Below are 14,866 nucleotides of genomic sequence, written 5' to 3' on the forward strand. Positions count from 1 at the left end.
CCTCCATAGTGACTCACCTCACAGCGCAGGCATACCCGAACGGCGCCACTCGTGCTGTACCCTCGGCGACTCCGGCTTCGCTAGTCAAGTTTGAGGACTCCTGTCATCACTGCGCAGACGACTCCCCCGGCACCTCCCTCCGTACACTCCGAACTGACCGGCTGCCCGGCCTTCTTCGTGCCGGGTGACCCCGCCCGCACCGGTCGGGTCGCGTTCTGGCGGCCCGACGGCTCGCCGCCCCCGGCCGTGGACGCGGCGTCGGCCGAGGATTTGACCGTCGTGGTGCCCGGTGACGACGGGATCGAGGCGGTGCGTGTGCCCGCCGCCGTGCTGCCGGTGCGCGACGCGCTCCCGCTCCTCACGCGTGCGCGTGCCGGTGGTGCGGGACACCGGGCCACCCGGTTCTGGGGCGCCGCCGCCGTGCACGCCCTGCACCTGGTGGGGCGCGGTCTGCTGCTGCCCGGCCTCTCCCCCACCGAGCACGACGCCTGGCGCGTAGGCCCGCTGGACGCGGAGGACGTCGAGGCGATCCGCAGGCTCGCCGCCGCGATGCCTCCCGAGGCCCACGCGATGCCTGTGGACGGCACCGAGCCGCCGCGGCTGCCCGAACCCGAGCAGCTGCTGCGCGCCTTCCTCGACGCGGTCGCCGACACCCTCCCCCGCTCCCCCGCCGCCCGCCTCGCGACCGGCACCGCCGCCTTCGCGGTACCGGAACCCCAGCGGCTGCCCGGACTGCGGACCTGGTCCGCCGACATCGCCGCCGGCCACGACGCCGGCGTACGGCTGTCACTGCGGATCGAGGTGCGCGGGCTCACGGACGCGGCCGACACCGCGGACGTGTCGTTCCGGGCCGTCCTCCAGATGCACGGCGTGAGCGACCCCGCGCTCGTCGCGGACGCCGGCGAGGTGTGGGCCGGGGCCTCCGGCGCGGCCTTCGGCTCCCGCGCGCGGATGGACGCCCTGCTCGCGCTCCGCCGCGCGGTGCGGGCCTGGGCGCCGCTCACTCCCCTGTTGGCGGCGGCCGTGCCGGACGCGGTGGACCTCGCGGAGGAGGAGATCGCCGAACTCCTCGGCGACGGCGGCCGGGGGCTCGCCGGTGCGGGCGTCGACGTGCACTGGCCCAAGGATCTGGTCCGCGAACTCACCACCCGCGCGGAGGTCGGTCCCGCCGACGACGAGCCGGGGCCCGGAAGGGCCGGGTTCGCGGACGGACCGTCGTTCCTGTCCGCCGACGACGAGCCGGCGCCCGGAAGGGCCGGGTTCGCGGACGGACCGTCGTTCCTGTCCGCCGACGCGCTGCTCGCCTTCGACTGGTGGTTCGCCCTGGGCGACCGGCGGCTCACGCGCGAGGAGCTGGACCGGCTGGCCGAGGCGAACCGTCCCCTCGTCCGGCTGCGCGACCAGTGGGTCCTCATCGACCCCCGGACGCTGGCCCGGGCCCGTGTGCGCCAGGATCGCAAGATCACGCCGGTCGACGCGCTCGGCGCGGCCCTGACGGGCTCCGTGGAGGTCGACGGCAGCCGCATCGAGGTCCGGCCCACCGGGTGGCTGGCGGCCCTGCGGGACCGGCTCGCGGACCCCGAGGCGCAGGAGCCCGTCGAACAGCCCGCCGCTCTGGCCGCCACCCTGCGGGACTACCAGCGGCGCGGCCTGAACTGGCTGGCCCGGACGACCTCCCTGGGCCTGGGCTGCTGTCTCGCCGACGACATGGGGCTCGGCAAGACCATCACCCTGATCGCCCTGCACCTGCACCGCCAGACCGATCCGGAGTCCGCGGGCCCCACTCTCGTGGTCTGCCCGACCTCCCTGATGGGCAACTGGCAGCGGGAGATCGAGCGGTTCGCGCCCGGCACCCCGGTGCGCCGCTTCCACGGCGCGCGGCGGACGCTGGACGACCTGGCCGACGGCGAGTTCGTGCTCACCACGTACGGCACCATGCGGCTGGACGCCTCCCGGCTCGCCGGGGTCCCCTGGGGCATGGTCGTCACCGACGAGGCCCAGCACGTGAAGAACCCGTACTCCTCGACGGCCCGTCAGCTGCGTTCGATCGGCGCACGCGCGCGCGTGGCGCTCACCGGCACACCGGTGGAGAACAACCTGTCGGAGCTGTGGGCGATCCTCGACTGGACGACTCCCGGCCTGCTCGGCCGCCTCGGCACCTTCCGCCGCCGGTACGCGGACGCAGTCGAGGGCGGGCAGGATCCGGCCGCGGCGGACCGGCTGGCCCGTCTGGTACGGCCGTTCCTGCTGCGCCGCCGCAAGTCGGACCCCGGGATCGCGCCCGAGCTGCCGCCCAAGACGGAGACCGATCACGCCGTGTCGCTCACCCAGGAGCAGACGGCGCTGTACGAGGCCGTGGTGCGCGAGGCGATGGCCGAGATCACCGGTGCCGGCGGCATGGCGCGGCGCGGACTGGTCGTGAAGCTGCTGACCGGCCTGAAGCAGATCTGCAACCACCCGGCGCAGTTCCTCAAGGAGGAACGGCCGGTGGTCGCGGGCCGGTCGGGGAAACTGGAGCTGCTGGACGAACTCCTCGACACGGTCCTCGCCGGACAGGCCGGTGTCCTGGTGTTCACACAGTACGTGCGGATGGCCCGGCTGCTGGAACGGCACCTGGCCGCGCGGGGCGTGCCGACGCAGTTCCTGCACGGCGGCACGCCGGTCGCCGAGCGTGAGGTGATGGTGCGCCGCTTCCAGGACGGCGAGGTCCCGGTCTTCCTGCTGTCGTTGAAGGCGGCGGGGACCGGGCTGAACCTCACCCGCGCGGAGCATGTCGTGCACTACGACCGCTGGTGGAACCCCGCCGTCGAGGCGCAGGCGACGGACCGCGCGTACCGCATCGGCCAGACCCGGCCGGTCCAGGTGCACCGCATCATCGCCGAGGGGACCATCGAGGACCGCATCGCCGGGCTGCTGGAGCGCAAGCGTGAGCTGGCCGACGCGGTGCTCGGCTCCGGCGAGGCGGCGCTCACCGAACTGACCGACGCCGAGCTGGCGGAGCTGGTCGAACTGCGAGGGGGACTGGGATGACCCGGTACGACGGTGACGAGGCCGGCGTGGAGCGCACCTTCGCCGCACTGCCGCCCGCGCGGGGGCGCGGTTTCGCGCAGACCTGGTGGGGCCGGGCCTGGCTGACGGCGCTGGAGGGTACGGCGCTGGACTCCGGGCAGCTCAAGGCGGGCCGCGGACTCGCCCGCGCGGGCGCGGTCGGCGCGGTGTCCGTACGGCCGGGACGCATCACGGCGGTCGTACAGGACCGGGACCGTACGGCCCACCGCGCGGACGTGCTGCTGCAGGAGCTGTCCGAGGAGCAGTGGGACCGTTTCCTGGCCATGGCCGTGGAGCGGGCCGGGCATGTCGCGGCGCTGCTCGACCGCGAGATGCCGACGCATCTGGTCGAGGACGCGGAGCTGGCCGGCGTCGAACTGCTGCCGGGCCTCGGCGATCTGGAGCCGGAGTGCGACTGCGGCGCCTGGGACCACTGCGGTCACACGGCGGCGCTGTGCTACCAGGTGGCCCGGCTGCTGGACCAGGACCCGTTCGTCCTGCTGCTGATGCGGGGGCGGGGTGAACGCGCCCTGCTGGACGCGCTCCAGGCTCGGGGCGACGCGTCGGCCGGGCGACCCGCCCAGGGCCCGGAAGGCGTGGACGCGGCCGAGGCGTACGCGGCCGGGGACATCCTGCCGTCGCTTCCCGGTGCCCCCGCCCTCCCCGCGGAGCCGGGGGTTCCACCGTCGCTGGACACGGAGGCGGAGCCCGCGGCCGGGGTCGATCCGCCCGCGCTGGAGTTCCTGGCCGCCCGGACCGCCGTACAGGCCCACCGGCTGCTGGCCCGGGCGCTCCGGGACGGCCACGAACGGCAGCCCGTGGAACCGGAACCGACCGTCGCGCGGGACGCGGTGCGGCTGGCCGCCGGGGAGCCCGGCCGCGCGGTGGCGGAGCGGCTCGCCGAGGGGTCGGGGCGTGGCAGGGAAGGGCTGGCCGTGGCCGTACGGGCCTGGCGGCACGGCGGTGCGGCGGCCCTGGCCGTGCTCGACGAGGAGTGGACCGTGGACGGTGAACGGCTGGCACGCGCGCGTGCCGCCCTCGACTCGGCGTGGGACGAGGACGAACGGCCGGTGCTTCGGGCCCGGGCCAACCGGTGGACGGCGGCCGGCGCACCCGTCCAGCTGCGCCTGGACCGCGAGGGGCGCTGGTGGCCGTACCGCAAGGAACGCGGCCGGTGGGTCCCGGCAGGGGATTCCTCCCAGGACCCGGCGACGGCACTGGCCTCGGCGGAGCGCGCACCCGAAAGGTAGCCACCGGCCGGGGCGCCACCGCACCCGCCCGCGACGGGCCCGGTGGCCGTACCGCAAGGAACGCGGTCACCGGGCCCGCGGGGATTGCCACGGCACCGGTCTCGGCGGAGGTCCCTTCGGGGGTAACCGCGCCCGGCGCCGTGCCGTCAGGGCAGTTCCACGTCGCCCAGGGACGGCAGGAGCGACTCCAGACCACTCGGCAGGTTGCTGGGCAGCCCGCTCGGGAACTCGGACGGCAGCTCCGTGGGAAGTCCGGAGGGGAGTCGGCTCGGCAGACCGCTGGGCAGCTCGGAGGGGATGCCCGGCGACGGAACGGGCGAGCCGCCTGTCCCCGTGCTGCTCGGCGCCTCGTCCGGCGAGTCGTCGCCGCCCGTGGCCATCAGTACGACGAGGGACACGGCCACGACGGCGACGACAGCGGCGAGCAGGAGGAGCACGACCCTGCGCCCGCCGGGCGGCCGGGGCGGCGGCGCGCCGCCGTTCGTGGGCGGTCCGAAGCTGCCGCCGTCCGGCGGCCGGGGCGGTACGGGTGGCATGGCCATACACACCATGGTCGCCGCTAACACGGGGCCTGCGCGAGGACACCGCACAAGTCGATACGGACTCAGGGCACCTGTGCCCTCAGGCTCCTGGCGATTCCCCGGGGCGCGGTGATTTCCCTTTGCCCCGTATCGCCCCGCAGGAGGTCGGTTCGGGCTGGACCGCGACCTTCCGTCGGAAGACCGCTGCTTCGGTGGTGGGTGGAGTCACGCTTCCGGCCGTGTCCCGCGCGGAAAGCGCGCCACGCGCACCACCGGCACTCACTGCGGGTGCCGGCAGGCGCCGGGCGCAGGAAAGCAGCCGTGGGACGCACGGCGACGCGAGGCGCGGTCGCCCGGCGGAACAGCCGGTACGACCGCGTCCCCGTGCGGTCGGGGCTCAGCCCCGGGCGCCCAGCAGGTGGTCCATCGCCAGCTGGTCGAGGTGCTCGAAGGCCATACCCCGCTCGGCGGCCGCGTCGACGTCGAAGTCCTCGAACGCGGACCGGTCGTCGAGCAGGGCCTGCAGGCCGTCGGCCGCCGTCGGCTGGGCCAGCTGGTCCAGCCGGGCCGCGCGCAGCGCCTCCTGCACCTCCGGGTCCGCGCGGAAGGCGGCCGCGCGGTCCTTGAGGATCAGGTAGTTGCGCATGCAGCCGGCCGCCGACGCCCAGACGCCGTCGAAGTCCTCGGTCCGCGGCGGCTTGAAGTCGAAGTGCCGCGGGCCGCTGTAGCCGGCCGACTCGAGCAGGTCCACCAGCCAGAACGCGGCCCGCAGATCGCCCGCGCCGAAGCGGAGGTCCTGGTCGTACTTGATGCCGTTCTGGCCGTTGAGGTCGATGTGGAACAGCTTGCCCGCCCACAGCGCCTGCGCGATGCCGTGCGGGAAGTTCAGCCCGGCCATCTGCTCGTGGCCGACCTCCGGGTTGACGCCGTACAGCTCCGGCCGCTCCAGGCGCTCGATGAACGCCAGGGCGTGTCCGACGGTGGGCAGCAGGATGTCGCCGCGCGGCTCGTTCGGCTTGGGCTCGATGGCGAAGCGGATGTCGTAGCCCTGGGAGGTGACGTACTCGCCGAGCAGGTCGAAGGCCTCCTTCATGCGGTCGAGGGCATCCCGCACGTCCTTGGCACCGCCGGACTCGGCACCCTCACGGCCACCCCAGGCCACGTAGGTCTCCGCACCGAGCTCGACCGCGAGGTCGATGTTGCGGATGGTCTTGCGCAGCGCGTAGCGGCGCACGTCGCGGTCGTTCGCGGTGAACCCGCCGTCCTTGAACACCGGGTGGGTGAACAGGTTGGTGGTGGCCATCGGCACCTTCATGCCGGTGTCGTCCAGCGCCTGCCGGAACCGCTTGATGTGCTCCTCGCGCTCGCTGTCGCTCGAGCCGAAGGGGATGAGGTCGTCGTCGTGGAAGGTGACGCCGTGGGCGCCCAGCTCGGCCAGGCGCCGCACCGACTCGACCGGGTCGAGGGCGCGCCGGGTGGCGTCGCCGAAGGGGTCCCGTCCCTGCCAGCCGACGGTCCACAGTCCGAAGGTGAACTTGTCCTCGGGGGTGGGCTGGTAGTTCATGCCGCGGCTCCTCGCTCGCTGAGACTATTTCGTCATGGCGGTTTACAAATTAGTATGCAGGAACATTTCTGGGAAGAGACACACCCCGCCAAGGCGCGGAAGAGGGAGAGACCGATGTCAGCAGCCGAGGGTCCGCTCGTCGTCGGCGTGGACACATCCACCCAGTCCACCAAGGCGCTGGTCGTCGACGTGGCCACCGGCCGGGTCGTCGCGAGCGGCCAGGCACCGCACACGGTGACCTCGGGGGCGGGCCGGGAAAGCGATCCGCGCCAGTGGTGGGACGCCCTGTGCGAGGCGCTGCGCCAGTGCGGCGAGGCGGCGCACGAGGCCGCCGCGGTGTCGATCGGCGGGCAACAGCACGGCCTGGTCACCCTGGACGGGCACGGGGAGCCGGTCCGCCCGGCGCTGCTGTGGAACGACGTGCGGTCCGCGCCGCAGGGCCGCCGGCTGATCGAGGAGCTGGGCGGCGCGGAGTTCTGGGCCGAGCGCACCGGAAGCGTGCCGGCCGCCTCCTTCACGGTCACCAAGTGGGCCTGGCTGGCGGAGCACGAGCCGGACGCGGTGCGCGCCACCAAGGCGGTCCGGCTCCCCCACGACTACCTCACCGAGCGGCTCACCGGGCAGGGCACCACCGACCGCGGCGACGCCTCCGGCACCGGGTGGTGGGCTTCGGGGACGGAGGCGTACGACGAGGAGATCCTCGCGCACGTGGGGCTCGACCCGGCGCTGCTGCCCCGCGTGGTGCGCCCCGGTGAGGTCGCCGGGACCGTGCGCGACAGCCACGACCTGCCGTTCTCCAAGGGGACCCTGGTGGCGTGCGGCACCGGTGACAACGCCGCCGCCGCGCTGGGCCTCGGGGTGCGTCCCGGCACGCCGGTGATGAGCCTCGGCACCTCGGGCACGGTGTACGCGGTGACGCAGCGCAGGCCGGCCGATCCGACCGGCACGGTGGCGGGGTTCGCCGACGCGCGCGGCGACTGGCTGCCGCTGGCCTGCACGCTCAACTGCACGCTGGCCGTGGACCGGGTCGCGGCGCTGCTGAACCTGGACCGTGAGGCAGTCGAACCCGGGCGCGGCGTCACGCTGCTGCCCTTCCTGGACGGCGAGCGCACCCCGAACCTCCCCCACTCCTCCGGCCTGCTGCACGGGCTGCGCCACGACACCACCGGCGGTCAGCTGCTCCAGGCCGCCTACGACGGTGCCGTGTACTCCCTGCTGGCCGCGCTCGACCTCGTCCTCGACGAGGACGCCGACCCGTCGGCGCCCCTGCTGCTGATCGGCGGCGGCGCCCGGGGCACGGCCTGGCAGCAGACCGTACGACGGCTGTCGGGGCGGTCCGTCCAGGTGCCCCGGGCCAAGGAGCTGGTCGCGCTCGGTGCGGCGGCGCAGGCCGCCGGACTGCTCACCGGGGAGGACCCGGCCGCGGTCGCCCGGCGCTGGGACACGGCGGCGGGTCCGGTGCTGGAGGCCGTGGAGCGGGACGAGGAGACGCTGGCCAGGCTGGCCGGGGTACTCTCCGACGCGGCCCCGCTGCTGGACCGCGGCACGGCCACCGACTGACGGCACCCACTGCCGGCGCCCACCGGCCCGGCACCGGCTGTCCGTGCCGGCCGACCCGGCACCGACCGGCGGGCACGGGCCGGCCGGCACAGGTCGGCAGGCAGGCCGACCGGCTACAGCGACCGTCCGTACCCAACGACCGCAGAGACCGAGGAACGACGGAGGAATGAGCGCACCGCCGCACAAGGCCCGCCCGGCCGGTCCGGAGCGCGCGCTGCCCGACACCCAGCAGGGCATGCGCCGTCGCAACCTGTCACGTGTGATGCACACCGTGAGCGCCGAGGGGCCGCTGTCCCGGGCCGCCGTCGCCTCCCGCATCGGCCTGACCCGCGCGGCGGTGTCCACGCTGGTCGACGAGCTCATCCGCTCGGGGCTGCTGGAGGAACTGGGTCCCGAGCGGCCCGGACGCGTGGGCCGTCCCGGCTCGGCGCTGGCCGTCAGCGGACGCGGCCCCGCGGGCATCGGCGCCGAGGTCGGCGTCGACCATCTCGCGGTCTGCGCGGTCGACCTGCGCGGACGGGTCCGGTCACGGGCGGTGCGGCACGTCCCGAACCGGGACCGCTCCCCCGGGCCGGTGCTCGGCGAACTCACCGGGCTGATAGAGCGGGTCACCGCCGAGGCGGAGGGCGAGGGCCTGTGGCCGGCGGGGCTCGCCGTGGCCGTACCGGGTCTGGTCGCACGCGACGCCCGGACCGTCGTCCGCGCCCCGAACCTCGGCTGGCTCGACACGGACCTCGGCGACCTGCTGCCCGCCGGGCTGCCGCTCACCGTGGCCAACGAGGCCAACTTCGGCGCGCTGGCCGAACTGTGGCTCGGCGAGGGCACCCCGCGCGACTTCCTCCATGTGTCCGCCGAGATCGGTATCGGTGCCGCGGTCGTCGTGGACGGGCGGCTGCTGCACGGAAACCGTGGCTTCGCCGGCGAGTTGGGCCATGTACCGGTACGGCCCGACGGACCGGAGTGCGCCTGCGGTGGGAGGGGTTGTCTGGAGCAGTACGCCGGCGAGGAGGCGGTGCTGCGCGCGGCCGGACTGGAGCCGGGGGAGGACCGCGTCGGCCTCCTCGCGGGCCGCGCCGAGCAGGGCGACACGGACGTACGACGCGCCCTGGAGGACGCGGGAACGGCGCTCGGGATCGCTCTGACCGGAGCGGTCAATCTGCTGGACCCCGAGAGCGTGGTGCTGGGCGGAGCCCTGTCCGGGCTCGCGCCCTGGCTGCTGCCGTCGCTCCGCTCCGAGCTGGCCCGCCGTACCGCGGGGCCGGCCTGTCCCGTCTCCGTGTCCCCGCTGGGTCCCGAGGGTCCGCTGCTGGGCGCGGCGCACTCGGTGGTGCGGGGAGTCCTGGACGACCCGGCGGCGGTGGCCGAACGGGCCTGACGCGCGCGCCCCGGGACACGTGGCCTACCCGCGCGCGAGCCTCTCCTCGAGTTCCGCGCGGTCGGCCACGAACCACGTCTGGGTGCCGCGGTTCGCCTCCCGCACGAAGTCGCGCAGGGCGTCGCTGTCCGCCACACGGGAGGCGATGTCGCCGACGATCACCAGACGGATCCGGTAGTTGACGAACTTCTGCACCACGTCCCCGGCGATGCCCGAGCGCAGGGCGAAGAACTCGTCGGCCACCCGCTCGGCGGGGACGGCCACCATCTCCGCGTGACAGCCCATGGCATCGCCGATCAGATCGAGGGCGGTGTCGCCGCCGCTCAGCTTCCGGCCGTCCCGGTCGCACACGAGGACGGGAACGCCATGCCAGGTCACGAGTTCGTCGGTTGCCATGACATGATCGTATGTCAGGTTCCGCCCAGGGCTTCGAGGGTTTCACAAGCTCACCACTCGATTACGAATCACCCAACTTCTGGTGTCCGGACGTTGAGCAGGCAACGATGAGGGCATGACACCGGCGCAGCGAGCCATGGAGCGACTGCTCACCTGGTCCGATCTCACGGCCTGTCCGGCCGGTTGCGGCACGGGGCAGGCGCTCCGCACCGCCCGCGAGGAGATCGTCCACTTCCACTCCGCGCGGGACGTGGACCTCCACCTCACCCGTCGCGCCATCCAGCGCTTCCACTACGACCTGAGCGGGTCGAGCGCGATACAACTGGTCCCGAACTCCGGCTGGGTGACGGTGCATCTGGACTGCGCCACGGACGTGGACCTGCTGCTGAGTCTGGTGAGCGTCGCCCTCAAGGCGCACCAGAACAGGCCCCCGTCCGCGCCGCCGGCACCGGCGGGGTGCAACTTCCACCGCGTCACCGTGCTGCCGCGGGAGCCGGTCACCGACCGCTGAACCGCGTCCGGCGCGGTGGCCTCACGGCCGCAGACCGCCGACGATGTCGGCGGTCGCCGTGAGGCCACTGTGGATCGTGGGCGCGATGCTCGTGCTGGCCAGGTAGAAACCGAGCAGCAGACAGACCAGCGCGTGGGAGATCTTCAGTCCGCCGTTGCGTAGGAAGATCACCGCAAGGACCGAGAGCAGCAGCACCACAGAGATGGAAATGGCCATCGTCAACCTCCTCCGCCACATCCGTTTCGCGGCGTTCGGCCGCAAGTGTGGCGTAGCGGAGGGTTCGTCCGGGCAGCTGACCTGTCCTCCGAACGTGTGGTGTCACGCCCGCCGGTGGGCGTCGAGGAAGGATTCCAGGCCCGCGAGGTCGTCCGTGTTGAGGTGGTCGACGTCCGCCGCCACCAGTTCGCCCCAGAGCGCGTCGCGGGCGGGGCCCGGCAGGTCGGGGGTGGCCCAGAACCGCACCCGCTGCCCGCGCGCGTGGGCGGTGCCCACGATGTCGCGCAGTTTCCGGCGCTCCGCGTCGGGGAAGGCGCCGACACCCCGCCAGGTGAAGTTGAGCGTCCAGTTGTCACTGATCAGCGGGACGAAGGAGGCCGGTGCGGTGCTGCCGAGGTCGGTGAGCCGGCCGTCGTAGAAGGCGCGACGGATCCTCTGGGCCTCCATGGGGGCACGGGCCGCGCGGTCGCCGGAGATGACGGCGGTGACCGGTCCGGGCAGCACCCTGCCGTGGGCGTAGGTGGTGAACAGGTGCCGGTGGCGGCGCAGCCGGCGGTCGAGTTCGAGGTAGGTGGAGGCGCCCTCGGTCTTGATGTCGATCAGCAGCTGGAGCGGCCTGCGGTGCCCGCGGTACACCGAGCCGTGGTGGGCGCGGACCCGGGCGGTGAGCGGATCGAGGTAGAGGGACTCGAGGGTGCGGGACGGGTCGAGGTCCTCGGGGTCGTGGGCGACGAGCAGCCGGCCGCCGACCAGGTAGATGTCGGCCTCGACGCTCCCGAAGCGGTGGTCGAGGGCGTCGAGGAGGGGACGGGGGTGCTCGTAGTCGTTGTGGGCGTGGGCCTGCCACAACGGGCGCGGGCGGTGCTTGTGTTCACCGGCCAGTGCCTGGGTCGCGGGGAGGGCGACGGTGCCGGCGAGGGCGGCGCCGAGGGTCGTGAGGGCTCTGCGACGGGTGGTGAGGGCCATGCTCTGCCTCCCTGGAGGGGCCATACGGGACCATGGAGAGTATGAGGTCCGCAAGTGGCCAAGGAGCAGGGTGGTAGGGGGAGTTGGCCGATCAGCCGTCGGTCGTTCACTTCACCGGAGCAGGGCGCACGGAGAAGCCCGCACCCGGGGGGCGGGCTTCTCCCGTTGGTCGACCGGTCAGGGCGCTCTCAGGTCGACCAGTTCCGCCAGTGCCTCGCGGTGGGCGCCCGCCGTGCCGTAGGCGATCGAGTCGGCCTTGGCCCGCTTGAGGTGGAGGTGCACCGGGTGTTCCCAGGTCATGCCGATGCCGCCGTGCAGTTGCAGCGCCTCCTCGGCGGCCCGGACCGCGACGGGCGCGGCGTAGGCCTGGGCGACGGCGACCGCCACGTCGGCGTCCTCGCCGGCCGCGAGCGCGTCGGCGGCGCCCCGGGCGGCTGCGCGGAGGCCGGCGACCTCCAGCCACAGCTGGGCGAGCCGGTGCTTGAGCGCCTGGAAGCCGCCGACGGGGCGGTTGAACTGGGTGCGGTCCTTCAAGTGGCGGACGGTCTCCGTCAGCGACCAGTCGGCGGAGCCGAGCTGTTCCGACGCGAGCAGCCCGGCCCCGGCCCGCAGGGCACGGCGTACGGCGGATTCGGCCTCGCCGAGCAGGCGGCCCGGGGAACCGTCGAGGACGACCGTCGCCACCGGCCGGGTCAGGTCCAGGGAGACCTGGGGGACGATCGTGACGGCGGCGGCGTCGACCGCGTACAGACCGCCGTCGTCGGCGGGCACCAACAGCACATCGGCGACGGCGGCGTCCGCGATGCCGGTCAGCTCGCCGTGCAGGCCGCCGCTCTCGAGCCGTACGACCTTGTGGGCGCCGCCGGCCGGGACGTTCAGAGCGACGGCGAGCGCACCGATCACCGTGGCGGAGGCCAACTGGGACAGCAGGTCGTCGGCGCCGCACTCCAGCACGGCCTCGGTGGCGACGACGGCGCTGGTCAGGTACGGGACCGGCGCGACCGCCCGCCCCAGTTCCTCCAGCACGACCGCGACTTCCCGATGCGTGGCGCCCTGCCCGTCCAGTTCCTCCGGAATCAGCAGGCCCGCGAGACCCATTCCGCCGGCGAGCGCCTTCCACAGCGCGATGTCGTGCGGGACGTCCGACTCGGTGCGGGCGATCACGCCCGCCGCGTCGCAGTGGTCGGTGAGCAGGTCCCGGACGGCGGCGCGCAGCGCCTCTTCCTCCTCCGAGTACAGAAGATCGCTCATCGGGCCAGGTCCTTCCATGCGACGTCCTTGTCGGTGCGCGGCTCGGCGGGCAGGCCCAAAACGCGCTCGGCGACGATGTTCAGCAGGACCTCGCTGGTCCCGCCCTCGATGCTGTTGCCCTTGGAGCGGAGGTACCGGTAGCCGGCGTCGCGGCCGGTGAAGTCGACCAGCTCGGGGCGGCGCATGGTCCAGTCGTCGTACAGCAGGCCCTCCTCGCCCCTCAGTTCCACCTCCAGGCCGCTGATCTCCTGGTTGAGGCGGGCGAAGGCGAGCTTCATGCCGGCGCCCTCGGGGCCGGGCTGTCCGGCGACGAGCTGCTGGCGCAGGCGTTCGCCGGTGAGCCGGGCGACCTCCGCCTCGACCCAGAGCTTCAGCAGCCGCTGGTGCAGGTCGTGGGTGCGCAGTTCGGGCCGGTCGCGCCAGGTCTTCGAGACCGGGCCGATCATGCCGCCCTCACGGGGCAGCCGCATGCCGCCGATGGCGACGCGTTCGTTGTTCAGGGTGGTCTGCGCGACCCGCCAGCCGTCGCCGATCCCTCCGAGACGGTGGGAGTCGGGGATGCGGACGTCGGTGAGGAAGACCTCGTTGAACTCGGCCTCACCGGTGATCTGACGCAGTGGCCGCACCTCGACACCGGGGTCGGTCATGTCGCAGACGAAGTAGGTGATGCCCCGGTGCTTGGGCACGTCCGGGTCGGTGCGGGCGATGAGGATGGCCCAGCGGGCGAGGTGGGCGCTGGACGTCCACACCTTCTGCCCGTTGACCACCCACTCCTCGCCCTCACGGACGGCGCGCGTACCGAGCGCTGCCAGATCGGATCCGGCGCCCGGCTCGCTGAACAGCTGGCACCACACCTCCTCCCCGGTCCACAGGGGCTTCAGGAAGCGCCGCTTCTGCTCCTCCGTTCCGTACTGGAGGATCGTCGGCGCGGCCATGCCCAGGCCGATGCCGATGCGGCGCGGGTCGTTGTCGGGCGCCCCGGCGGCCTCCAGTTCGGCGTCCACGACGGCCTGGAGCGAGCGCGGGAGACCGAGTCCGCCGAGTCCTTCGGGAAAGTGCACCCAGGCGAGTCCGGCGTCGAAGCGGGCGCGCAGGAAGTCCAGGCGCTCCGTGCCGGCGGGCGGCTGCGCGGCCAGCAGCTCCTGGGTGCGGCGGCGCACTCCGGCGGCGTCGGTCATGCGGCGGCTCCGTTCTCCAGCGAGGGCAGCACGGCGACGCGCCCGGTGGTGACACCGTCCGCGACCCGCTGCACGGCGTCGGCGGCCCCGGCGAGCGGCACGCGCTCGCTCACCAGCGGTTTGATCGCGCCCCGCGCGGCGAGTTCGGTGAGCTGTTCGTGACAGTGCTGGACCAGCTTGGGGTTCTTGGTGTTGTACAGGCCCCAGTGCAGGCCGAGGATCGCGTAGTTCTTGACGAGGGCGTGGTTCAGGGCGGGGCTCGGGATGGATCCGCTCGCGAAGCCGACGACGACGATCCGGCCCTCGAAGGCGACGGCCTTGGCGGACTGGGCGTAGGCCTGGCCGCCGACGGGGTCGTAGATCACGTCGGCGCCCCGGCCGCCGGTGGCCTCCTTCACGGCGGCGACGACGTCCTGCTCACGCCGGTCGATCACCACGTCGCAGCCCAGCTCACGGGCGACGGACGCCTTCGCGGCGCCGCCGGCCACGCCGATGACGGTGGCGCCCGCCGCCTTGCCGAGCTGCACGGCCGCACTGCCGACCCCTCCCGCGGCGGCGTGCACGAGCAGGGTCTCCCCCGCCTCCAGACCGGCCCTGCGGTGCAGGCCGAACCAGCCGGTCTGGTAGCCGATGTGCAGGGCGGCGGCCTCGGCGTCGTCCAGCGCGTCCGGCGCGGGCAGCAGCGCGGCGGCGTCCGCGACGGCGTACTCGGCGAAACCGCCGTACGGCAGCGCGGGGTTGGCGATCACGCGGCGTCCGTCCTCGGTCTCGCCGCAGATCTCCACGCCCGGGGTGAACGGCAGCGGCGGCCTGACCTGGTACTGGCCCCGGCACATCAGCGCGTCCGGGAAGTTGATGTTGGCGGCACGCACCTTCAGCAGGACCTGCCCGCCACCGGGCGCCGGGCGTGCCACCTCCGCGAGGCGCATCACCTCGCCCGGCTCGCCGAGCTCGTGCACTTGCCATGCCTGCATGCGGGGCCTCCACGGGAGCGTGAACGTCGTGTTCGCCTGACCGGGTCCACCGCATA

At 73.7% G+C, this 14,866-nt stretch carries 13 protein-coding genes; 5 read left to right on the forward strand and 8 right to left on the reverse strand.

What is annotated here, in order from left to right; genetic code table 11:
* Positions 1-105: 105 nt before the first annotated feature.
* Complete coding sequence (locus ACFXAE_RS31550; RefSeq protein WP_384721611.1) at positions 106-3,030, forward strand: SNF2-related protein; 2,925 nt, start codon at positions 106-108, stop codon at positions 3,028-3,030.
* A complete protein-coding gene (locus ACFXAE_RS31555) occupies positions 3,027-4,298 on the forward strand; it encodes an SWF or SNF family helicase (RefSeq protein ID WP_384721515.1) in 1,272 nt (423 codons plus the stop codon). Before ACFXAE_RS31550 ends, ACFXAE_RS31555 begins: the two co-directional genes overlap by 4 nt.
* A 146-nt stretch (positions 4,299-4,444) precedes the next feature.
* Here the strand turns inward: ACFXAE_RS31555 and ACFXAE_RS31560 are convergent, their stop codons facing one another.
* The gene (locus ACFXAE_RS31560; protein ID WP_384721518.1) at positions 4,445-4,840 is read right to left on the reverse strand and encodes a hypothetical protein; all 396 of its coding nucleotides are present in this window, start codon (positions 4,838-4,840) and stop codon (positions 4,445-4,447) included.
* A gap of 376 nt (positions 4,841-5,216) precedes the next feature.
* A complete protein-coding gene (gene xylA, locus ACFXAE_RS31565; RefSeq protein ID WP_384721521.1) occupies positions 5,217-6,383 on the reverse strand; it encodes a xylose isomerase in 1,167 nt (388 codons plus the stop codon).
* A 114-nt stretch (positions 6,384-6,497) separates the two neighbouring features.
* Between xylA and xylB the strand changes: the two genes are divergently transcribed.
* Both xylB and ACFXAE_RS31575 read left to right on the forward strand, forming a co-directional pair.
* The gene (gene xylB / locus ACFXAE_RS31570; RefSeq protein ID WP_384721524.1) at positions 6,498-7,943 is read left to right on the forward strand and encodes a xylulokinase; all 1,446 of its coding nucleotides are present in this window, start codon (positions 6,498-6,500) and stop codon (positions 7,941-7,943) included.
* 166 nt (positions 7,944-8,109) lie between these two features.
* On the forward strand, positions 8,110-9,318 hold the full coding sequence (locus tag ACFXAE_RS31575) for an ROK family protein (protein ID WP_384721527.1): 1,209 nt from the start codon (positions 8,110-8,112) through the stop codon (positions 9,316-9,318).
* A 24-nt stretch (positions 9,319-9,342) separates the two neighbouring features.
* Here the strand turns inward: ACFXAE_RS31575 and ACFXAE_RS31580 are convergent, their stop codons facing one another.
* On the reverse strand, positions 9,343-9,714 hold the full coding sequence (locus tag ACFXAE_RS31580; protein ID WP_384721530.1) for a DUF4180 domain-containing protein: 372 nt from the start codon (positions 9,712-9,714) through the stop codon (positions 9,343-9,345).
* A gap of 115 nt (positions 9,715-9,829) precedes the next feature.
* On the opposite strand from ACFXAE_RS31580, the gene ACFXAE_RS31585 reads away from it, so the two are divergent.
* Positions 9,830-10,225 (forward strand): luciferase family protein, encoded by a 396-nt coding sequence (locus tag ACFXAE_RS31585; RefSeq protein WP_384721533.1) that lies wholly within the window; start codon positions 9,830-9,832, stop codon positions 10,223-10,225.
* A gap of 21 nt (positions 10,226-10,246) precedes the next feature.
* On the opposite strand, the gene ACFXAE_RS31590 is transcribed toward ACFXAE_RS31585, so the two are convergent.
* The 5 genes from ACFXAE_RS31590 to ACFXAE_RS31610 form a co-directional block, all read right to left on the reverse strand.
* Positions 10,247-10,441, reverse strand: coding sequence for a hypothetical protein (locus ACFXAE_RS31590; RefSeq protein ID WP_073934709.1), 195 nt, complete (start codon positions 10,439-10,441; stop codon positions 10,247-10,249).
* 102 nt (positions 10,442-10,543) lie between these two features.
* Positions 10,544-11,407, reverse strand: coding sequence for a phosphatidylinositol-specific phospholipase C/glycerophosphodiester phosphodiesterase family protein (locus ACFXAE_RS31595; protein WP_384721536.1), 864 nt, complete (start codon positions 11,405-11,407; stop codon positions 10,544-10,546).
* 177 nt (positions 11,408-11,584) lie between these two features.
* Positions 11,585-12,658, reverse strand: a complete 1,074-nt coding sequence (locus ACFXAE_RS31600) for an acyl-CoA dehydrogenase family protein (protein WP_384721539.1) — start codon at positions 12,656-12,658, stop codon at positions 11,585-11,587.
* Positions 12,655-13,836 (reverse strand): acyl-CoA dehydrogenase family protein, encoded by a 1,182-nt coding sequence (locus ACFXAE_RS31605; protein WP_384721542.1) that lies wholly within the window; start codon positions 13,834-13,836, stop codon positions 12,655-12,657. The genes ACFXAE_RS31600 and ACFXAE_RS31605 overlap by 4 nt, the downstream gene beginning before the upstream one ends.
* Positions 13,833-14,810 (reverse strand): NADPH:quinone oxidoreductase family protein, encoded by a 978-nt coding sequence (locus ACFXAE_RS31610; RefSeq protein ID WP_384721545.1) that lies wholly within the window; start codon positions 14,808-14,810, stop codon positions 13,833-13,835. The genes ACFXAE_RS31605 and ACFXAE_RS31610 overlap by 4 nt, the downstream gene beginning before the upstream one ends.
* Positions 14,811-14,866: the final 56 nt, after the last annotated feature.

Source organism: Streptomyces sp. NPDC059454, assembly GCF_042749965.1.
In the GTDB taxonomy this organism is placed as follows: Bacteria; Actinomycetota; Actinomycetes; order Streptomycetales; family Streptomycetaceae; genus Streptomyces.